This is a genomic window from Burkholderia sp. BCC1993, assembly GCF_905339865.1.
Taxonomy (GTDB): domain Bacteria; phylum Pseudomonadota; class Gammaproteobacteria; order Burkholderiales; family Burkholderiaceae; genus Burkholderia.
The window spans coordinates 22251-42311 of the sequence record NZ_CAJPGZ010000021.1 but is presented as its reverse complement, the minus strand read 5'-3'; the positions used below and the strand labels follow the sequence as shown (position 1 = coordinate 42311).

Annotated in this window: 15 protein-coding genes; 1 reads left to right on the top strand and 14 read right to left on the bottom strand. The window is 66.1% G+C overall.

Features of this window, described 5'->3' with window-relative positions:
• Positions 1–136: 136 nt before the first annotated feature.
• From U4Y91_RS30485 to U4Y91_RS30420, 14 genes are all read right to left on the bottom strand, one after another.
• Positions 137–1816 carry a SpoVR family protein gene (locus U4Y91_RS30485; protein WP_321808170.1) on the bottom strand — a complete coding sequence of 560 codons (1680 nt, stop codon included), beginning with the start codon at positions 1814–1816 and terminating at the stop codon, positions 137–139.
• Positions 1813–3081, bottom strand: coding sequence for a YeaH/YhbH family protein (locus U4Y91_RS30480; RefSeq protein ID WP_321808169.1), 1269 nt, complete (start codon positions 3079–3081; stop codon positions 1813–1815). Before U4Y91_RS30480 ends, U4Y91_RS30485 begins: the two co-directional genes overlap by 4 nt.
• A 125-nt stretch (positions 3082–3206) precedes the next feature.
• Entirely contained in the window at positions 3207–5129 is a 1923-nt protein-coding gene (locus tag U4Y91_RS30475; RefSeq protein ID WP_321808168.1) for a PrkA family serine protein kinase, read from the bottom strand.
• Between the two features lie 530 nt (positions 5130–5659).
• The gene (locus U4Y91_RS30470; RefSeq protein ID WP_321808167.1) at positions 5660–7417 is read right to left on the bottom strand and encodes a methyl-accepting chemotaxis protein; all 1758 of its coding nucleotides are present in this window, start codon (positions 7415–7417) and stop codon (positions 5660–5662) included.
• Between the two features lie 278 nt (positions 7418–7695).
• A complete protein-coding gene (gene rbsK / locus U4Y91_RS30465; RefSeq protein ID WP_321808166.1) occupies positions 7696–8625 on the bottom strand; it encodes a ribokinase in 930 nt (309 codons plus the stop codon).
• Positions 8622–9653 carry a LacI family DNA-binding transcriptional regulator gene (locus U4Y91_RS30460; RefSeq protein ID WP_044843601.1) on the bottom strand — a complete coding sequence of 344 codons (1032 nt, stop codon included), beginning with the start codon at positions 9651–9653 and terminating at the stop codon, positions 8622–8624. Before U4Y91_RS30460 ends, rbsK begins: the two co-directional genes overlap by 4 nt.
• 35 nt (positions 9654–9688) lie before the next feature.
• Entirely contained in the window at positions 9689–10708 is a 1020-nt protein-coding gene (locus U4Y91_RS30455; protein ID WP_321808165.1) for an ABC transporter permease, read from the bottom strand.
• On the bottom strand, positions 10705–12318 hold the full coding sequence (locus U4Y91_RS30450; RefSeq protein ID WP_321808164.1) for a sugar ABC transporter ATP-binding protein: 1614 nt from the start codon (positions 12316–12318) through the stop codon (positions 10705–10707). The genes U4Y91_RS30455 and U4Y91_RS30450 overlap by 4 nt, the downstream gene beginning before the upstream one ends.
• Before the next feature lie 145 nt (positions 12319–12463).
• Positions 12464–13414 carry a sugar ABC transporter substrate-binding protein gene (locus U4Y91_RS30445; RefSeq protein WP_321808163.1) on the bottom strand — a complete coding sequence of 317 codons (951 nt, stop codon included), beginning with the start codon at positions 13412–13414 and terminating at the stop codon, positions 12464–12466.
• Positions 13415–14040: 626 nt separating this feature from the next.
• The gene (locus U4Y91_RS30440; RefSeq protein ID WP_059606665.1) at positions 14041–14967 is read right to left on the bottom strand and encodes a CysB family HTH-type transcriptional regulator; all 927 of its coding nucleotides are present in this window, start codon (positions 14965–14967) and stop codon (positions 14041–14043) included.
• Between the two features lie 79 nt (positions 14968–15046).
• Entirely contained in the window at positions 15047–16105 is a 1059-nt protein-coding gene (locus tag U4Y91_RS30435) for a sulfate/molybdate ABC transporter ATP-binding protein (RefSeq protein WP_257773162.1), read from the bottom strand.
• A 13-nt stretch (positions 16106–16118) separates the two neighbouring features.
• Entirely contained in the window at positions 16119–17066 is a 948-nt protein-coding gene (cysW, locus tag U4Y91_RS30430) for a sulfate ABC transporter permease subunit CysW (RefSeq protein WP_321808162.1), read from the bottom strand.
• The gene (gene cysT, locus U4Y91_RS30425) at positions 17063–17962 is read right to left on the bottom strand and encodes a sulfate ABC transporter permease subunit CysT (protein WP_321808161.1); all 900 of its coding nucleotides are present in this window, start codon (positions 17960–17962) and stop codon (positions 17063–17065) included. The genes cysW and cysT overlap by 4 nt, the downstream gene beginning before the upstream one ends.
• 134 nt (positions 17963–18096) lie before the next feature.
• The gene (locus tag U4Y91_RS30420) at positions 18097–19134 is read right to left on the bottom strand and encodes a sulfate ABC transporter substrate-binding protein (protein ID WP_321808160.1); all 1038 of its coding nucleotides are present in this window, start codon (positions 19132–19134) and stop codon (positions 18097–18099) included.
• 264 nt (positions 19135–19398) lie between these two features.
• Between U4Y91_RS30420 and lexA the strand changes: the two genes are divergently transcribed.
• Positions 19399–20046 carry a transcriptional repressor LexA gene (lexA, locus tag U4Y91_RS30415; RefSeq protein ID WP_006754655.1) on the top strand — a complete coding sequence of 216 codons (648 nt, stop codon included), beginning with the start codon at positions 19399–19401 and terminating at the stop codon, positions 20044–20046.
• Positions 20047–20061 lie beyond the last annotated feature (15 nt).

Here is a 20061-nt window from a genome sequence, read left to right as displayed (position 1 = left end):
GATTTTAGCGAAATGTAAAGTAACGGGCTTTCCGGGTTCGTCCGGATGTAGAAAATTTTTCTCCCGTTGCGTGTTCGTCATATGAAAACGCCAGCCCTCAGGCTGGCGTCCGATGCAAACTATTCTCGGGCGATCATCAGACACGCACCTCCGGCGGCACGTAGCGGCACTCGTAGCGCTTGCGCACGGTACCGGCCTCGTCGACGCTTTCCAGGAACACGTCGAACTGCCAGAGCCGCGCCATGTGCTTGAGCACCTCCTCGCTGTCGTTCGACAGATGGCGGTTGTCGGTCATGAAATGGCGCAGCGTGAGGCTGCGGTCGCCGCGCGTGTTCACGGCCCACACCTGAATGTTCGGCTCGCGGTGATGGATGTCGTACTGCCGCGACAACGCCTGCCGCACGTACTGGTAGCCGGACTCGTCGTGGATCGCCGACACCTCGAGCGAATCGCGCATGTCGTCGTCGAGCACCGAGAACAGCCGCATCTCGCGGATCAGGTTCGGCGACAGGTACTGCGCGATGAAGCTCTCGTCCTTGAAGTTGCGCATCGCGTAGTGCATCGCCGGCAGCCACGGGGTGCCCGCGATCTCCGGAAACCACTTGTAGTCCTCTTCCGTCGGCGCCTCGCAGATCCGGCGAATGTCGCTCATCATCGAGAAGCCGAGCGCATACGGGTTGATCCCGCTGTAGTACGGCTTCGTGACGGGCGGCTGGTAGACCACGTTGCTGTGCGAGTGCAGGAACTCCATCATGAAGCCGTCTTCCAGCTTGCCCTGGTTGTACAGCGTATTCAGCAGCGTGTAGTGCCAGAACGTCGCCCAGCCTTCGTTCATCACCTGCGTCTGCCGCTGCGGATAGAAGTACTGGCCGATCTTGCGCACGATGCGGATCACTTCCCGCTCCCACGGCTCGAGCAGCGGCGCGTTCTTCTCCGCGAAATACAGCAGGTTCTCCTGCGGCTCCGGCGGATAGCGTCCTTCCTGCTCCTCCATCTGCTCGGGCTTCTTGCCCGGCAGCGTGCGCCACAGCTCGTTGACCTGCGACTGCAGGTACGCCTCGCGCTCGCGCCGCAGCGCGGCCTCCTTCGACAACGACGGCTTCTGCGGCCGCTTGTAGCGGTCGACGCCGTAGTTCATCAGCGCATGGCACGAATCGAGCAGTTCCTCGACGCGATCGAGGCCGTAGCGCTCCTCGCATTCGGCGACGTAGTTCTTCGCGTACACGAGATAGTCGATGATCGCGTGCGCGTCGGTCCACAGCCGGAACAGGTAGTTGCCCTTGAAGAAGGAGTTGTGCCCGTACGCCGCGTGCGCGATGACGAGCGCCTGCATCGTCATCGTGTTCTCTTCCATCAGATACGCGATGCAGGGATTCGAGTTGATGACGATTTCGTACGCGAGGCCCATCTGGCCGCGGCGATAGCTTTTCTCGGTCGCGAGGAAGTGCTTGCCGAACGACCAGTGGCGATAGTTGACCGGCATCCCGACCGACGCATACGCATCCATCATCTGCTCGGCGCTGATCAGCTCGAGCTGGATCGGATAGACGTCGAGCTCGTATTGCTCGGCGACCTGCGAGATGTGCGTGTCGTATTCCTCGAGCAGCTCGAACGTCCAGTCGGACGGGCACGGCAGCGGCTTGCGTTCGGCAACGTTCATACGCGCTTCCTTCTGCCCGGCACCGGGCAAGTCGGCGGCCGGCGCCGCCGGTTCGGTCCGGCCGCTTTGCTGCGATGCGGCAGGGCCGGCCGTGTCGTCGCCGGAAGGGCGCGGCGCGTAGCCGCGCGACTCGTTGTGCAGATGGCGGGTCGTCATGACATTTCCACCTGCTTTTCGAACAATTCGCGAAACACCGGGTAAATGTCGGCAGCCGATTCGACTTTCTTCATCGCGAGGTGCGGTTGCGACAGCGCCAGCTGTGCGTACTCCAGCCACAGGTTCTGCTCTTCCGGTGCGACCTGGATATACGCGAAGTAACGCGTCTTGGTGAGGATATCCTCTTCCAGGATTTTGCGACACTTCGGCGAATCGTCGGTCCAGTTGTCGCCGTCGGACGCCTGCGCGCCGTAGATGTTCCATTCGGTCGGCGAGTAGCGCTCGTTCTGCACCTTGCGCATCAGTTCGAGCGCGCTCGACACGACGGTGCCGCCGCTTTCGGTCGAATGGAAGAAGGTGTCCTCGTCGACCTCCTCGGCGCGCGTGTGGTGACGGATGAACACGACCTCGATACGCTCGTAGTTGCGCTTCAGGAACAGGTACAGCAGGATGAAGAAGCGCTTCGCGAGATCCTTGCGCTGCTCGTCCATCGAGCCCGACACGTCCATCAGGCAGAACATCACGGCCTGGCTCGACGGTTGCGGCTGCTTCACGCGGTTGATGTAGCGCAGGTCGAACGGATCGATGAACGGGATTCGCCAGATGCGCCCCTTCAGGTGATGGATCTCGGCCTCGAGCGTCGCGATATCCTCGCGACGGTCTTCCGGATCGAGCTTCATCACCTCGAGCCGCGCTTCGAGTTCGCGCAGCTCGTTGACGAGCGGCGAACCGAGCGCGATGCGTCGCCCGAGCGCGCTGCGCAGCGAGCGCACGACGTCGATGTTGTTCGGCGTGCCTTCCGCCGACCAGCCCGCGCGCACGTTCTTCCAGCTCGGCACCGTCAACAGGTGCGTCTTCACGAGGCGCGGCAGTTCGAGGTCGTCGAAGAAGTACTGCATGAATTCGTCGCGGGACAGCTCGAACACGAAATCGTCCTGCCCTTCGCCTTCGTTGCTCGCCTGACTGCCGCCGCCGCCCGAGCCGCCCTGCGGACGCGGAATCTTGTCGCCGCGCACGTAGTCCTCGTTGCCCGGGTGCACGTATTCGCGACGTCCGCCAGGCGCGTGCCGGAAATTCGGCTCGGCGATGTCCTTGCGCGGAATCGTGATGCTTTGCGTGCTCTGGATATCCTTGATGCTACGGTCGCGCACCGCGTCCGACACGGCACGACGAATGTAGTTCTTGACGCGACGCAGAAAGCGTTCGCGGTTGGCGATGCTCTTGTTCTTGCCGGCCAGCCTGCGGTCGATGATTTGATGAAGCACTCCCGGTCTCCCGCTCGAAAGTCGATCTGCCGGGGCACTCGCCGCGCATGCCGTCTGCCGTCATGCGGGCGGCGCCTCTGAAGGCGCCCGTACGGACTCGCCGCACGGGCGCGGTACCGCGCGCGTCATGACGACTTGCGCACGCGCAGGTACCAGTCGCAAAGCAGCCTCACCTGCTTCGGCGTATAGCCCTTCGCGACCATCCGGTTCACAAAGTCCTCATGCTTGCGTTGCTCCTCCGCCGATCCCTTCGCATTGAACGAAATGACCGGCAACAGTTCCTCGGTATTCGAGAACATCTTCTTCTCGATCACGACGCGCAACTTCTCGTAGCTCGTCCACACGGGGTTCTTCCCGGCGTTCGCCGCCCGTGCACGCAACACGAAGTTCACGATCTCGTTGCGGAAATCCTTCGGATTGCTGATCCCGGCCGGCTTCTCGATCTTCTCCAGTTCCGCATTCAGCGCGGCGCGGTCGAAGCTTTCGCCCGTGTCGTGATCGCGGAATTCCTGGTCCTGGATCCAGAAGTCCGCATACGTGACGTAGCGGTCGAAGATGTTCTGCCCGTACTCCGAATACGACTCGAGGTAAGCCGTCTGGATCTCCTTGCCGATGAACTCCGCGTAGCGCGACGCGAGCACGTCCTTCACGAACGACAGGTACTTCTGCTCGGTCTCCGGCGGAAACTGCTCGCGTTCGATCTGCTGTTCGAGCACGTACATCAGGTGCACGGGGTTGGCCGCGACCTCGCTCGAGTCGAAGTTGAACACGCGCGACAGGATCTTGAACGCGAAGCGCGTCGACACGCCGGTCATCCCTTCGTCCACGCCCGCGTAGTCGCGATACTCCTGATACGACTTCGCTTTCGGATCGGTGTCCTTCAGGTTTTCGCCGTCGTACACCTGCATCTTCGAGAACAGGCTCGAATTCTCCGGCTCATGCAGGCGCGACAGCACCGAGAACTGCGACATCATCTTCAGCGTGCCCGGCGCGCACACGGCCTCAGCCAGCGACGAGTTGCGGATCAGCTTCTCGTAGATCTTGATCTCTTCCGACACGCGCAGGCAGTACGGCACCTTCACGACGAAGATCCGGTCGAGCAGTGCCTCGTTGTTGCGGTTGTTGCGGAAGGCCTTCCACTCCGACTCGTTCGAGTGCGCGAGGATCACGCCGTCGAACGGAATCGCGCCGAATCCTTCGGTGCCCTTGAAGTTGCCTTCCTGCGTCGCGGTCAGCAACGGGTGCAGCACCTTGATCGGCGCCTTGAACATTTCGACGAATTCGAGCAGGCCCTGGTTCGCCAGGCACAGGCCGCCCGAGTAGCTGTACGCATCGGCATCGTCCTGCGCGTACTGTTCGAGCTTACGGATGTCGACCTTGCCGACGAGCGACGAGATGTCCTGGTTGTTCTCGTCGCCAGGTTCCGTCTTCGCGATGCCGATCTGCCGCAGGATCGACGGATAGCGGCGTACCACGCGGAACTGGCGGATGTCGCCGTTGTATTCGTGCAGGCGCTTGACGGCCCACGGACTCAGGATGCTCTTCAGGTAGCGGCGCGGAATGCCGTACTGCTCTTCGAGGATCGGGCCGTCTTCGTCGTAGTCGAACAGCCCGAGCGGCGATTCGTTGACGGGCGAACCCTTCAGCGCATAGAACGGCACACGTTCCATCAGCTGCTTCAGGCGCTCGGCGATCGACGACTTGCCGCCACCTACCGGGCCGAGCAGGTAGAGGATCTGCTTCTTCTCTTCGAGCCCTTGCGCAGCGTGGCGGAAGTACGCGACCACCTGCTCGATCACTTCCTCCATTCCGTAGAATTCACGGAACGCGGGATAGACCTTGATAACCTTGTTCGCGAAGATCCGCGACAGGCGCGGGTCGATGCGGGTATCGATTTGTTCGGGTTCCCCGATTGCAGCCAGCATGCGTTCGCCAGCCGTAGCGTACGCTGACGGATCGTTCTTGCAGAGCGCGAGGTACTCCTCCAGCGAGAACTCTTCCTCTCGCGTTTTTTCGAAGCGGTTCGCGAAGCTGCTGTAAATATCCATGCTACCTCCCTCGCCTGAGTCTGAAGACGTGCCTGCCTTCTATGACTGCGCAGAAGCAAGCGCGTTCGAATTCATCCTAAACCCTTTCTTATTTTTTTTCACGAACTCTTCGTATGAAGTTCGTCATTCTCGACAACACCGCTTGGACAACACATTTCGACGCTTTACAATCGATCTCCCGTGTCGCAGAAACGGCATCCGCCACGTCTCGTCGAGCATCGGAATGTCTCGTGCGTTGGACACCTCCGTCGTCGTCGCTGCACCCTTCACTCCCCCTTCATCCCTAGACGTTCGAGCGGTCGTTTACGACGACACGCTATGCGCGCCGTTACAAATTTTTTTCGCATCGTCCGGAGATACCCGTAGTGCGGATGCGAACACGCAGCGCGCGGCGACGCACGAACGTTCACGTGCGCTGTCACATTCCATCGGTCGAAACGACGACGCCCGCATGTCGCGGGCGTCGTGTGCTGCCAAATAGGGAGAGATAGCGGGAGAGTTACCGGGAAAAGATGCGCGGCACGCGCGAATCAGAACGTTTCCCAGTCGTCGGCGCCGGCAGCCACCGGAGCGGGCGCAGCGGCCGCGGCCGCCGGCTTGCGCGCCGGCGCGACGCGCTTCGGCGCTGCATCACGATCGTCGCGCACCACGGCCGGCGCGGACTGCGAAACCGGCACCGCGGCCGGTGCGGGCACCGCGCGCGGCGCCTGACGTGCGGCGGCAGCGCTCACCGGCTGCGCCGCGTCGTCGTCGATCCGGAACACCGACGCCGTCTCGCGCAGGCGCGCGGCCTGTTCGTCGAGCGATTGAGCGGCAGCCGCCGCTTCCTCGACGAGCGCGGCGTTCTGCTGGGTGACCTCGTCCATCTGCGCGACCGCGCGCGCGACCTGGTCGATGCCGCCGCTCTGTTCCTCGGACGCCGCCGCGATCTCGCCCATGATGTCGGTCACGCGCTGTACCGCACCGATCACGTCGCTCATCGTGCGGCCGGCTTCGTCGACCAGCGTCGACCCCGTCCGGATGCGCTCCACCGACGCGTCGATCAGCATCTTGATCTCCTTGGCCGCGCTCGACGAACGCTGCGCGAGACTGCGCACCTCGCCCGCGACGACCGCGAAGCCGCGGCCTTCCTCGCCGGCGCGCGCGGCTTCGACCGCCGCGTTCAGCGCCAGGATGTTGGTCTGGAACGCGATTCCCTCGATGATCGCGATGATGTCCGCGATCTTCGCGGAGCTGTCGTTGATCTCGCCCATCGTGCCGACCACCTGGCCGACCACCGTATTGCCCTTGTTTGCAATCTCCGACGCGTTCGCGGCCAGCGAGCTTGCCTGCCGCGCATTGTCCGCGTTCTGCTTCACGGTGCCGGTCAGCTGTTCCATGCTCGATGCGGTTTCCTGCAGCGCGGACGCCTGCTCTTCCGTGCGCGACGACAGGTCGATGTTGCCGGCGGCGATCTGGCGCGCCGCGGTCGCGATCGACTCGCTGCCGCCGCGCACGGTGCGCACCGTGTCGACGAGGCCGCGCTGCATCCTCGCGAGACCGTCCAGGAGCTGGCCCATTTCGTCGCGCCGATGCACGACGATCGAGCGGCGCAGGTCGCCCGCGGCAATCGCGTCGAAATGCGCGAGCGCGTCCGCGAGCGGACGGCCGATCGCACGGCTGAGCGTCAGCCAGGAAAGCGCAGCGGCAACCAGACCGGCCGCCAGCAGGACGATCGACAGCACGCGCAGCGTCTCGTACAACGATTCCGCGCGGCTGAAGCCCGCCTGCCCGTCGGAGAACTGGAAATTGCGCAGCGCTTCGCCTGCGGTCGCGAGGTCGTTGTAAAGCGACTGGAGCTGCTTGGCGCCCTCGCCGATCCGGTCGTGGTCGCCCGCCGCGACCAGGCCTCCGAACGCGTCGCAACTGCGCTGCAGCGCCTGCCGCTTCGCGGCGACGTCCTGCGCGAGCCGGTCTTCCTCCGGGCCGCGCGGCAGTGCAAGGTATTTTTGCCACCACGCGTCGGACTGCGTGCGCATCGCGCGGCTGCGTTCCACGGCGGCAGCCGAGTCGGGCGTGCCCGCCAGCAGCGCGGCGCGATCGAGCGCCAGGCGCTCGCGCGCCGCGTACATTTCGGCAACGGCCACGTCGACCGCGCTCGGCATCTGGTTCGTGAAAATCTCGCGCGTCGCGTCGTTCGAGCGCGTCATCCCGTACACGCCGAGCACGCCGATCACACCCAGCAGTACCGCGAGAAACGCCATCGTCAAACCGATGCGCGCACGTATCGTCAGGTTTCCGATCACCATCATTCTTCCTGTATTGCGTCGTCGTGAACGGGCAACGCCCGTTTTTCGAAACAGTGTTTCGCCCTGATGTATTTACGACCGGATGTTGCGCAGCTTGATGGTATTCACGTCAATTTTTTCAGCAATTCACCAGTTCATTACAGATTTCAGAATAATAGGGGCGAAGCACCGCCAGCCCGCTACGTGAAAACGCGTGGCGAGCATCGAGGTCAGGCAAGTGGGGAAAGATGGCCGGCCGCCTGCTGTCGCACGCGCCGGCCGGGATGCTCGATCGAGCCCTATTCGGCCAGTTCGGCGAGCGAGGGAATCGACGGCTGCGCGCCTGCGCGCGTGACCGACAGCGCCGCCGCGCGTTGCGCGAAGCGGATCGCGGCATCGACGTCCGCGCCGGCCGCGAGCCGTGCGGCGAAACCGCCGATGAAGGTGTCGCCCGCCGCGGTCGTGTCGACCGCCTTGACGACGGGGGCGGGATAGTGGCGCGCCGCGCCGTCGGCCGTCAGCGCGAACACGCCGCGCGCGCCGAGCGTGATCAGCACGTTGCGCGCGCCGGTTGCCCGCAACGCACGCGCCGCGGCTTCCGCCTCGGCCGGATTGCGCACCGGCAGCCCGGTCAGCGCGGCCGCCTCGACTTCGTTCGGGATCAGGTAATCGACCAGCGGCAGCCAGCCGTCCGGCAGCGGCGCGACGGCTGGCGCCGGATTGAGCACCACGGTGCGGCCGAGCCGCCGCCCGGCCGACAGCGCAGCGAACACGGCGTCCGGCGGCGTCTCGAGCTGGCAGATCAGCACGTCGGTCGCGGCCAGCGCCGCCTCGTGCCGCGCCACCGTATCCGTCGTGACTTCGCCGTTGCCGCCCGCGACGATCACGATCGTGTTCTGGCTGGCGTCGTCGACGACGATCAGTGCGACGCCGGTCGACGCCGTCTTGCTCGTCGCGAGCCGCGAGCAGTCGATGCCTTCGGCCTCGAGGCCGGCCCGCAGCGCGGTGCCGTGGGCATCCGCGCCGACGCAGCCGATCATCGCGACCTGCGCGCCGAGCCGCGCGGCCGCGACGGCCTGGTTGCCGCCCTTGCCCCCCGCGGCCTGCGCATACGCGTGACCGGCGAGCGTTTCACCCGGCAACGGCAGCCGCGACGCCCGGACGACGAGATCCATGTTGAGGCTGCCGACCACCGTCACCCGGCCGGCGCCTGCCGCACGCGCCGTCATGGGCGAGCACCGGGCGCGGCCGGCTCGCGGTAGACCGCCGTCGATTCGCGCAGCACGAGGCGCGGCGACACGACGCGACGACGGCTCGGCGCGGCCGTCGAGCCGCCGCCGATCCGCTCGATCAGCGTCTGTGCGGCCATTTCGCCGAGGGCGCGCACCGACTGGCCGACCGTCGACAGCGCCGGATAGGTATAACGGGAGAATTCGATGTCGTCGAAGCCGATGATCGAGCAGTCGTCCGGCACGCGCATGCCGCGCTCGGCCGCCGCGCGCAGCGCGCCGACGCCCATCAGGTCGTTGCCCGCGAAAATCGCGCTGGGGTGCACCGACTCGAACAGCCGCGATGCCGCGTGATAGCCGCCGAGGCACGAAAAATCGCTTTCCGCGATCGCGCCCGGCACGATGTCGATCCCGCGCTCGGCCATCGCGCGGATGAAGCCGTGCACGCGCATCGCGCTGACGGCCGTGTCGGTCGGCCCGGTGATGCAGCCGATCTTCGCGTGCCCGAGTTCGAGCAGGTGACGCGTCGCCAGGTAGGCGCCGCGTTCGTGGTCGATCTGCACGAGGTCGGCCGCGAGCCCCTCGATGTTGCGGTCGACGACGACGAGGGGCGCATGCGCGTCGGCGAGCGTCTGCGCGAGCACCGCGTCCTCGCCGGCCGACGCGACGATCAGCCCGTCGATGCGCTTTTCCTGCAGCACGCGCAGGTAGTTGCGCTGCTTCACGGGATCGTCGTCCGAGTTGCAGAAGAACACGCAATAGCCGTTGGCCGCGCACTGGTCCTCGATGCCGCGCGCAAGCTCCGCGAAGTACGGATTCGTGCTGTTCGGCACGACGAGGCCGATGGTCGCCGTCGAGCGCGCCTTCAGCGAGCGCGCCACGGCCGATGGCACGTAGTTCAGCTCGCGGATCGCGCCTTCGACCTTCGCACGCACATCCGCGGACACCGGCCGCGAATTGTTCACCACGTGCGAGACGGTCGTAAACGACACGCCCGCCATGGCCGCCACATCCTTGATCGTCGCCATTTCCCGTTTCTCTCTGGTCTGCTTTCTGTGTAGTTCTACCGGGCGCGCGCGCGCCGGCTGCGATACGTATCGAGTACGACCGCCACCACGATCACCGCCCCGGTGATGATCCGTTTGGTCGGCTCGTTCGCGCCGATCTGCGCCAGCCCCGCGGCCAGCACGGAGATGATCAACACGCCGAAGAACGTGCTGATCACCGAGCCGCGCCCGCCCATCAGGCTCGTGCCGCCGATCACGACGGCTGCGATCACCTGCAGTTCGAGGCCCACGCCCGCGTTCGGGTCGGCGGCCTCGAGCCGCGAGATCTGGAACAGCGACGCGAGCCCCGCGAGCGCGCCCATCAGTGCGAATACGAGGATTTTATACGGCCGCGGGTTAACCCCGGCAAGCCGGACGGCTTCTTCATTCGTGCCGATACCGACAAGATAGCGCCCGAACACGGTGCGCGTGAGCACGAACTGCGCCGCGATCATCACCGCGACAGCGATCAGGAACGCCGGCGAGATGCCGAGTGCGATCGGGTTCGACAGGAAATCGAACGCGTCGCCGATGTAGGCCGTGCGCGAATTCGTCAGCTGGTACGCGACACCGCGCGCGGCCTCGAGCACGCCGAGCGACACGATGAACGACGGAATCCGCCAGCCCACCGTGATCGCGCCCGTCAGCGAGCCGGTCACGGTCGCGACCGCGATCCCGATCAGCGCGGCCGGCAGCGGCCCCCATTGCCATTTCAGCGCGGCCACGCTGACCATCGACGCGGCCAGCGCGAGCACCGACCCGACCGACAGGTCGATGCCGGCGATGATCAGCACGAACGTCATCCCGACCGACATCACGACGAGATCGGGGATCTGGTTCGCGATCGTACTGAACGTATCGTAGGTCAGGAAATGCGAGCTCAGCGTCGAGAACAGCGCGATCATCGCGGCGAGCGCGCCGGCGAGCCCGAGATAGTTCGACACGCCGAGCCGCGTGCCGGACAGCGTGCGCGCACGGCGCCCGGTCACGTCCTGCTGCGCGCCGGCGTCGCTCGGGGATACGGGAGGCTGGGTCATTGCTGTCGTCCTGTCGTCGAAGAGGCGGAAGCCGCGCGCGGCGCGCTTTCCGCATCCGGATGGCGTGCGCCGTCGTGCAGCGCTTCGCGGCCGAAGCCGGCGAACGCCGCGGCCAGCAGCGCATCCTGGGTCCAGTTGCCGCGTTCGAACACGGCGGTCATGCGGCCGGCCGACATCACGCCGATCCGGTCGCAGATCAGCATCAGCTCGCGCAGGTCGCTCGAGACGACCACCAGCGCACGGCCCTCGCGCGCGAGCGCGCCCATCAGCGTGTAGATCTCGAATTTGGCGCCGACGTCGATCCCGCGGGTCGGTTCGTCGAACAGCAGCACGCCCATGTCGCGCGCGAGCCAGCGGCCGATCACGACCTTCTGCTGGTTGCCGCCCGACAGTTCGCCGACCGCCTGCGCGGCGCCGTGGGTGCGGATCCGCAGCGCGTCGATCTGCCGCTCCGCGAGCGCCGTCTCGCGCGTCGTATCGACGATGCCGCCGCGCGCGAGCCGGTCGAGCTGGCCGAGCGACACGTTCGACGTGACCGACTGCGACAGCAGCAGCCCTTCGCCCTTGCGGTCCTCGGTGATCAGCGCGATGCCGTGCTTCACCGCGTCGACGGGCGAGCCGATGCGCGCCGGCTTCAGCGGATCGCCGACCGCGATCATCCCGGCGTCCGGCGTGTCCGCGCCGTAGATCAGCCGCAGCAATTCGGTGCGCCCGGCACCGATCAGCCCCGAGATGCCGAAGATTTCGCCCGAGCGCACTTCGAGCGACACGTCCTGCACGGCCGTGCCGCGCGTCATGCCCGACACGACGAGGCGCGGCGCGCCGATGCGGCGCGCGCCGAGGTCGATGTGCTCGCCGACCTCGCGCCCGACCATCAGCGTGACGAGCCCGTCGGACGTCGTCGCGGCCATGTCGCCGACGTGCACGAGCCGGCCGTCGCGCAGCACCGCGACACGCTCGGCGACCCGCGCGAGTTCCTCCAGCCGGTGCGAGATATACACGATCGCCACGCCGCGCGCCTTCAGCCGGTCGATCTGCTCGAACAGCAGTTCGACCTCGCGCGCGGTCAGCATCGCGGTCGGTTCGTCGAGGATCAGCACACGGCAGTCGCCGATCAGGTTGCGCGCGATCTCGACCATCTGCTGGTGGCCGATGCCGAGCGCGCCGACCGGCGTATCGGGGTCGACCGCATCGAGCCCGACCTGCGCCATCGCGGCACGCGCATCGTCGCGCAGCCGCGCGCGATCGATGATGCCGAAGCGCCGCGGCAGACGGTTCAGGAACAGGTTCTCGGCGACCGTCAGCGTCGGCAGCAGGTTCAGCTCCTGCATCACCATGCGCACGCCGAGCGCCTCGGCCTGCGTGCGGCTCGCCGGCGCGTAGGCCTGGCCGCCGAGTTGCATCGTGCCGGCGGTCGGGTCGACGAGCCCGCCGATGATCTTCGACAGCGTGCTCTTGCCGGCGCCGTTCTCGCCCGTCAGCGCGAGCGCTTCACCCGGCACGAGCGTCAACGTGACGTCGGCGAGCACCGGTTCGGCGTAGGTCTTGCCCACACCGGAGACGGACAGCACGGGAACGGCTGAACGGGAGGGTTGGAAGGTCGATTCCATCGCGATCCTGGTTGCGGCCGCGCGCACGCGGCGCGCGGGTATGACGCTCACAAGTGCATGTGCATGCAGTGGCCGTGATCGCGCTCACTCCGTATAACGGCCGCCGGGCCCGATTCTTGAGGCCGGCGGCCGCGACGGGGCGGCGTTACTTCGTCACGAGATCCACCGGCGTCTCGACCACGCCGGACATGTCGGCCTGCTTGCGATGCTCGGCGATCGCCTTGAGCGCCGTGTCAATGCCGAACACGGCCTGCTTCGCCGCGTACTGGTCGGCGGTCGCGAGCACGCGGCCGTCCTTCAGCATCGGCCTGATCGCGTTGATGTTGTCGTAGCCGACCACGAACACCTTGCCCTGCTTGCCCGCCGCGCGCACGGCCGACACGGCGCCGATCGCCATGTTGTCGTTGCCGCACAGCAACGCGCGCAGGTTCGGGTATTCGTTGAGCATCGCGGACGCGACCGCATTGCCCTTGTCGATCTCCCATTCGCCCGACTGCACCGACACGACCTTCATCCCGCCCGCCTTCATCGAGTCCTCGAAGCCGGCCGTGCGCTGCTGCGCGTTGGTCGTCGTCGACACGCCTTCGAGGATGCCGACCTGATCGCCCGCCTTCAGCCGCTTCGCGAGGTAGTCGCCGATCTTGCGCGCGCCCTTGCGGTTGTCGGGGCCGACGAACGGCACGTTCAGGTTCTTCGACTTCAGCACGTCCGGGTCGAGCCGGTTGTCGATGTTCACGACGGTGATGCCCGCGTCGACCGCCTTCTTCACGACCGGCACGAGCGCCTTCGAATCAGCCGGCGCGAGCACGATCGCATCGACCTTCGACACGATCATCTGCTCGACGATGCGGATCTGGTTCGCGGTGTCGGTCTCGTCCTTGATGCCGTTCGTGATCAGGTCGAACTGGCCGGCGTTGTGCTTCTGGTATTCCTTCGCGCCGTTTTCCATCGTCAGGAAGAACTCGTTGGCGAGCGACTTCATCACGAGCGCGACCTTCGGCTTGGCCGCAGCCTGCGCATGGACGGCCGGTGCGGCAGCGACCGCGACGGCAGCAAGCGCGGCGGTCAGGAAGCGACGGCGAAAGAGGACATTCATACACATCTCCTGGCGATGGCCCGACGGGCCAGATTATTGTTTGACTGTTGTTTTAATGTGAGCAAACGTTTGCGCTACGCTTCCCGGGCATTGGCCATCGATGCTGCTTGTCGGTACCACGGAATGGAAGCGAGGCAGACGGCCGACTGCCTGGCGCGTGCTGTCGTCGACGCGCCACCGCCGGCGGGACACCGGCAGAGCGAAAGCTATGCTGTACCGTTTCGGTTCGACGCGCAACCCGTCTGATCAATATTTAAGGGTTTATTCGGAGCGCGCGGTTGCACGTGCCGATTGCGGTGCGTTACACCGTGTTCCGGGGCGCCGCTTCGTCGCGGTCGTCCGACGGCGGCGCGCCGAAGCGGTTCGCATGCGGCGCTTCGGCGAATTAAATCATACAAATGGTGCGTTCGACATGGTCGAAGCGACGCACGCGCATGCGCCGTCTTGTTTTTCTGTTGATCGGCGAATAGGTGACGGTCACCGCTCGCGGCAACCCGGCTTGTCAGCGACGGCTTCGATCGAAGGTCCGACGCGTCGGCACACCATGAAATGGCGGATACAACATCGGCGCCCGATGCAATGCGTCCGAAGGGCGCCTGCCGCGCCCCCGGAACATCGTCCCGCCGTCAGACCGCTTCGCGCAGCAGCCCGGCGATTTCCGCTTCGTTCAGGTGCGGCGCGAACATCTCGATCAGCCGGTACGCATACGCGCGCAGGAATGCGCCCTTGCGCAACCCGACCCGCGTCGTGCTCGCCTCGAACAGGTGCTGCGTATCGAGCGCGACGAGCCCGGTGTCGCGCTGCGGATCGAAGGCCATCGCCGCGACGACGCCGATCCCCATCCCGAGCTCGACGTAGGTCTTGATCACGTCCGCGTCGATCGCGGTCAGCACGACGTCGGGCACGGCGCCGGCCTGCGCGAATGCCTGGTCGATGTGCGAGCGGCCCGTGAAATCCTGGTCATACGTGATGATCGGGTACTCGGCGATTTCGTCGAGCGTCAGGTTCTCGCGGCCGACGAGCGGATGCCCCTTCGGCACGACGACCGTATGGTGCCACGAATAGCACGGGAACGTGACGATGTCCGGATAGCGATCGAGCGCCTCGGTCGAGATGCCGAGATCGGCTTCGCCGTTCAGGATCATCTGCGCGATCTGCTGCGGGCTGCCCTGGCGCAGCGCGAGATGCACCTTCGGGAACACGTCGGTGAACTGGCGGATCACCTTCGGCAGCGCGTAGCGCGCTTGCGTGTGCGTCGTCGCGACGACGAGGTGGCCGCTGTCCTGGTCCGCGAACTGGCGCGCGACGCGGCGCAGGTTTTCCGCATCCAGCAGCATCCGCTCGATCAGCTGGTGCACGGCCTTGCCGGGCTCCGTGAGCCCCGTGAGCCGCTTGCCGCGCCGGATGAAGATATCGACGCCCAGTTCATCCTCGAGATCCTTGATCTGCTTCGACACGCCCGACTGCGACGTGTACAGCACGTTCGCGACTTCCGTCAGGTTCATGTTCTGGCGCACGGCCTCGCGCACGAAACGCAATTGCTGAAAATTCATGGGTATGCCTCTTAGGCTGTCGTTGTTTGAATGTCGATTCGGAGCGGTATCCGCCCTCTTCTCTTTACCGCGGCGGGCGTCAGTGTGCGGGAAACACGCGGACCGCGCGCGGCACGGCCGTCGCGCCGTCGCCGACCTGCAGCGCGAGCGCACGCCACGCGTCGCGATCGAGTTCCGCTTCGAGTGCGCCGCCCGTGCGCGCCTCGAGTTCGACCCGCACCGAGCCGCCGAGCGGGATCACGCGGCGCACGTCGACCGCGATGCCGTCGCGATGGCCGTCGCCGGCCGGCCACAGCTGCAGGTCGTGCGGCCGCACGTATGCGTTCGCGGGGCCCGCGAAATCGGCGTCGACCGCGATCGGCGCGGCCGCCCCCTCGGCGACGAAGCCGCGCCCGGCGACCGTGCCCGGCAGCCGGTTCGCCGCACCGAGGAATTCGTAGACGAACGCGCTTTGCGGATGATCGTAGACGTCCTGCGGGCTGCCGACCTGCTCCACATGACCGCGGTTCAGCACGACGATCCGGTCGGCCACTTCCAGTGCCTCCTCCTGGTCGTGCGTGACGAAGATCGTCGAGATGTGCAGGTCGTCGTGCAGGCGCCGCAGCCAGCCGCGCAGTTCCTTGCGCACCTTCGCGTCGAGCGCGCCGAACGGCTCGTCGAGCAGCAGCACCTTCGGCTCGACCGCGAGCGCGCGGGCCAGCGCGATCCGCTGGCGCTGGCCGCCCGACAGTTCGGACGGGTAGCGCTGCGCGAGCCAGTCGAGCTGCACGAGCTTCAGCAGTTCGTGCACTTTCTCGCGGATCACGGCTTCCGACGGCCGCTCTCGGCGCGGCTTCACGCGCAGCCCGAATGCGACGTTCTCGAACACGGTCATGTGGCGGAACAGCGCGTAATGCTGGAACACGAAACCGACCTGGCGCTCGCGCGCGCCGACCGACGCGACGTCGAGCCCCTGCAGCACGACCTGGCCGGCGTCCGCGTGCTCGAGGCCCGCGATCACGCGCAGCAGCGTGGTCTTGCCGCAGCCGGACGGCCCGAGCAGGGCGACGAGCTCGCCCGGCGGAAAGTCGAGCGACACGTTGTCGAGCGCGGTGAAATCGCCGAAGCGCTTCTGAAGGTGACGGACGGTGATACCCATTCTGGTTGCCTCTTTACGATTTCGACGAAATGACGGCGGCGGGGCCGGCATGAGCGGGAACGTCATCGCGTGCGCCGGCCAGTTCGGCGGCGAGGTGACGCTCGGCGAGCAGCTTCAGCGCGAGCGTGACGAGCGCGAGCAGCGCCAGCACCGACGCCACCGCGAACGCCGCCGCGAAGTTGTATTCGTTGTACAGGATCTCGACGTGCAGCGGCATCGTGTCGGTCACGCCGCGAATGTGGCCGGACACGACCGACACCGCGCCGAACTCGCCCATCGCGCGCGCATTGCACAGAATCACGCCGTACAGCAGGCCCCACTTCACGTTCGGCAGCGTCACGCGCCGGAAGATCTGCCAGCCCGATGCGCCCAGCACGCGCGCGGCCTCTTCCTCGTCGGTGCCCTGCGCCTGCATCAGCGGGATCAGTTCGCGCGCGACGAACGGGAACGTGACGAAGATCGTCGCGAGCACGATACCCGGCACCGCGAAGATGATCTGCACGTCGTGGCCCTGCAGCCACGGCCCGAGCCAGCCCTGCGCACCGAACAGCAGCACGTAGACGAGGCCCGAGATCACCGGCGACACGGAGAACGGCAGGTCGATCAGCGTCGTCAGCAACGCCTTGCCGCGGAATTCGAACTTCGCGATCGCCCACGACGCGCACACGCCGAACACGAGGTTCAGCGGCACCGCGATCACGGCGACCGTCAGCGTCAGCTTGATCGCCGACCATGCGTCGGGATCGGCGAGCGATTCGAGATAGAAGCCGACGCCCTTGCGCAGCGCCTCGAAGAACACCGCGGCGAGCGGCACGACGAGGAAGAACGCGAGGAACGCCAGCGCGACGCCGATCAGCAGCCAGCGCACGGCGCGCGGCTCGCTGACGGGGTCGAGGCGTTTCGCGCCGCGCGCACGCACGGCGGACGGATCGTTCAGCACGACACTGGACTCCTGGCTCATTGCTGGCCTCCGGCGGCGCTCGCGGCAACGGTGACGGTCGCGGGCGCGGGGCCGCTCGCGCCCTTGCTCGTGCGGCGCTGCAGATACCACTGCAGCGTGTTGATGAGCAGCAGCATCAGGAACGACACGACCAGCATCACGACCGCCAGCGCGGTCGCGCCCGCGTAGTCGTACTGCTCGAGCTTCGTGATGATCAGCAGCGACGTGATCTCGGATTTCATCGGCACGTTGCCGGCGATGAAGATCACCGACCCGTACTCGCCGAGCGCGCGCGCGAACGCCAGCGCGAAGCCGGTGAGCAGCGCGGGCAGCACGGCCGGCAGCACGACGCGGCGGAACGTCAGCCAGCGCGTTGCGCCGAGGCACGCGGCGGCCTCTTCCTGCTCGCGCTCGAAATCCTCGAGCACGGGCTGCACGGTGCGCACGACGAACGGCAGCCCGATGAAGGTCAGCGCGACCAGCACGCCGACCGGCGTGAACGCGATCTTGATGCCGAACGGCGCGAGATACTGGCCCACCCAGCCGTTGGTCGCGTAGACGGCGGCAAGCGAGATGCCGGCGACCGACGTCGGCAGCGCGAACGGCAGGTCGACGATCGCGTCGACGAGCCGCTTGAACGGGAACGTGTAGCGCACCAGCACCCACGCGACGAGAAAGCCGAACACGGCATTGATCACTGCGCCGCCGAGCGCGGAGGCAAACGTCAGCCGGTACGACGCGAGTACGCGCGGCGACGCGACGGCGGTGACGAACTGGTCCCACGACAGCGTCGCGGTCTTCAGGAACGTGGCGGCGAGCGGAATCAGCACCACGAGGCTCAAATAGGCCACCGTGATGCCGAGCGTCACGCCGAAACCGGGCAGCGCGCTCGGCTTGCGAAAGGTGTACGTCGTCATCGGATGCTCTTGCTGGGTCGTTGCTGCTCACGGGTCCGACGCAAACGCCGGCGCGGGGAGTCGCGCCGGCGGGCCGTCGGGGATGCGGCGCGCTGTCGTGGCGCGCCGCTGTCGTTATGGTGTGCTGCCTGGTGTTACTGCGGCTTGTAGATCGAGTCGAACACGCCGCCGTCCGCGAAATGCGTCTTCTGCGCATTCGTCCAGCCGCCGAACGTGTCGTCGACCGTGTACAGCTTCAGCTTCGGGAACTGCTTCGTCAGGTCCGCCGGCACGTTCTTCGAACGCGGACGGTAGTAGTTGCGTGCCGCGATTTCCTGGCCCTGCGGGCTGTACAGGAAATTCAGGTAGGCCTCGGCCAGCTTGCGCGTGCCCTTCTTGTCGACCACCTTGTCGACCACGGCAACGGGCGGCTCGGCCAGGATGCTCACCGACGGCACGACGATCTCGAACTTGTCGGTGCCGAATTCCTTGATCGACAGGAACGCCTCGTTCTCCCACGCGATCAGCACGTCGCCGATCCCGCGCTGCACGAAGCTCGTCGTCGCACCGCGCGCGCCCGAGTCGAGCACGCCCGCATTCTTGTAGAGCTTCGTCACGAATTCCTTCGCGGTCTGCTCGTTGCCGCCCGGCTTGTGGACGGCGTATGACCAAGCGGCCAGGTAGTTCCAGCGCGCCCCGCCCGACGTCTTCGGGTTCGGCGTGACGATCGAGATGCCCGGCTTGGTCAGGTCATCCCAGTCCTTGATCCCTTTCGGGTTGCCCTTGCGCACCAGGAACACGATCGTCGACGTGTACGGCGATGCGTTGTCCGGCAGGCGCTTCTGCCAGTCCTTGTTGACGAGCCCCTTGTTGGCGAGCGCGTCGATGTCGTAGGCGAGCGCCAGCGTCACGACGTCGGCCTGCAGGCCGTCGAGCACCGAGCGCGCCTGCGCGCCCGAGCCGCCGTGCGACTGCTTGAAGTTGACCGTCTCGCCCGTCTGCGCCTTCCACGCCTTGCCGAACGCCTGGTTGAAGTCCTGGTACAACTCGCGCGTCGGGTCGTAGGACACGTTCAGGAACGTCGTATCGGCCTGGGCATGCGTCGCGACGCCCAGCGCCGCCGCCGCGCCCAGCGCGAGTGTTGCGATCAGGCGGCCCACTCCGCCCACCAGCCCCGTATTGCGCTTCGCCATCCTTGGTTCTCCAGTGTTGTCGGTATTGCGATGTCGGGCCAGTCTAGCGAACGGGTTACATGATTAAAAATAATCGTTCCTCATTTTTTAATACTCAAAAGTGCTAACGCAGACGGGACGGACGGTTGAGGCAGATGAACCGGCGCCCGGGCGTCACGAAATCACGTCGGAACCGGCGCGATCGCGTCGAACTTCAAGTAACACTTGAAATTCGCGAAGTACTGTATAAAAATACAGCTCACTGTCTATCCATACAGTTCAGCCATGACCAAACTCACTGCCCGTCAGCAGCAAGTGTTCGACTTGATCCGCCGCGCGATCGAGCGCTCCGGTTTCCCGCCCACGCGCGCCGAGATCGCGGCAGAGCTGGGCTTCAGCTCGCCGAATGCGGCCGAGGAACACCTCCGGGCGCTGGCGCGCAAAGGGGTGATCGAGCTGGCCGCCGGCGCGTCGCGCGGCATCCGCCTGCTCGGCATCGACGACGCCCCCCATCAGTTCACGCTGCCGCATGCCGGCCTGATGCAACTGTCGCTGCCGCTCGTCGGCCGGGTGGCGGCCGGTAGCCCGATCCTCGCGCAGGAGCACATCTCGCAGCATTACGCGTGCGATCCCGCGCTGTTCACCAGCAAGCCCGACTACCTGCTGAAGGTGCGCGGCCTGTCGATGCGCGACGCCGGCATTCTCGACGGCGACCTCCTCGCCGTGCAGAAGCGCACGGAAGCGAAGGACGGCCAGATCATCGTCGCGCGGCTTGGCGATGACGTCACGGTCAAGCGCCTGATGCGCCGGCCAGGCGGCCTCGAGCTGATCGCGGAGAACCCGGATTACGAAAACATCTTCGTCAAGGCCGGCAGCGCGGAATTCGCGCTGGAAGGCATCGCCGTCGGGCTGATCCGCTCGGGCGAACTCTGACAATCGGTCTCGCTG

Coding starts and splice junctions, on each gene's coding strand:
- rbsK (WP_321808166.1), bottom strand. CDS start 8,625: ATGACGGCGCGTGCGGCAGGCGCCGGCCGGGTGACGGTGGTCGGCAGC.
- cysT (WP_321808161.1), bottom strand. CDS start 17,962: ATGACGACGTACACCTTTCGCAAGCCGAGCGCGCTGCCCGGTTTCGGC.
- U4Y91_RS30460 (WP_044843601.1), bottom strand. CDS start 9,653: ATGGCGACGATCAAGGATGTGGCGGCCATGGCGGGCGTGTCGTTTACG.
- U4Y91_RS30485 (WP_321808170.1), bottom strand. CDS start 1,816: ATGACGACCCGCCATCTGCACAACGAGTCGCGCGGCTACGCGCCGCGC.
- U4Y91_RS30435 (WP_257773162.1), bottom strand. CDS start 16,105: ATGGGTATCACCGTCCGTCACCTTCAGAAGCGCTTCGGCGATTTCACC.
- lexA (WP_006754655.1), top strand. CDS start 19,399: ATGACCAAACTCACTGCCCGTCAGCAGCAAGTGTTCGACTTGATCCGC.
- U4Y91_RS30470 (WP_321808167.1), bottom strand. CDS start 7,417: ATGGTGATCGGAAACCTGACGATACGTGCGCGCATCGGTTTGACGATG.
- U4Y91_RS30455 (WP_321808165.1), bottom strand. CDS start 10,708: ATGACCCAGCCTCCCGTATCCCCGAGCGACGCCGGCGCGCAGCAGGAC.
- U4Y91_RS30445 (WP_321808163.1), bottom strand. CDS start 13,414: ATGAATGTCCTCTTTCGCCGTCGCTTCCTGACCGCCGCGCTTGCTGCC.
- U4Y91_RS30450 (WP_321808164.1), bottom strand. CDS start 12,318: ATGGAATCGACCTTCCAACCCTCCCGTTCAGCCGTTCCCGTGCTGTCC.
- U4Y91_RS30440 (WP_059606665.1), bottom strand. CDS start 14,967: ATGAATTTTCAGCAATTGCGTTTCGTGCGCGAGGCCGTGCGCCAGAAC.
- cysW (WP_321808162.1), bottom strand. CDS start 17,066: ATGAGCCAGGAGTCCAGTGTCGTGCTGAACGATCCGTCCGCCGTGCGT.
- U4Y91_RS30420 (WP_321808160.1), bottom strand. CDS start 19,134: ATGGCGAAGCGCAATACGGGGCTGGTGGGCGGAGTGGGCCGCCTGATC.
- U4Y91_RS30475 (WP_321808168.1), bottom strand. CDS start 5,129: ATGGATATTTACAGCAGCTTCGCGAACCGCTTCGAAAAAACGCGAGAG.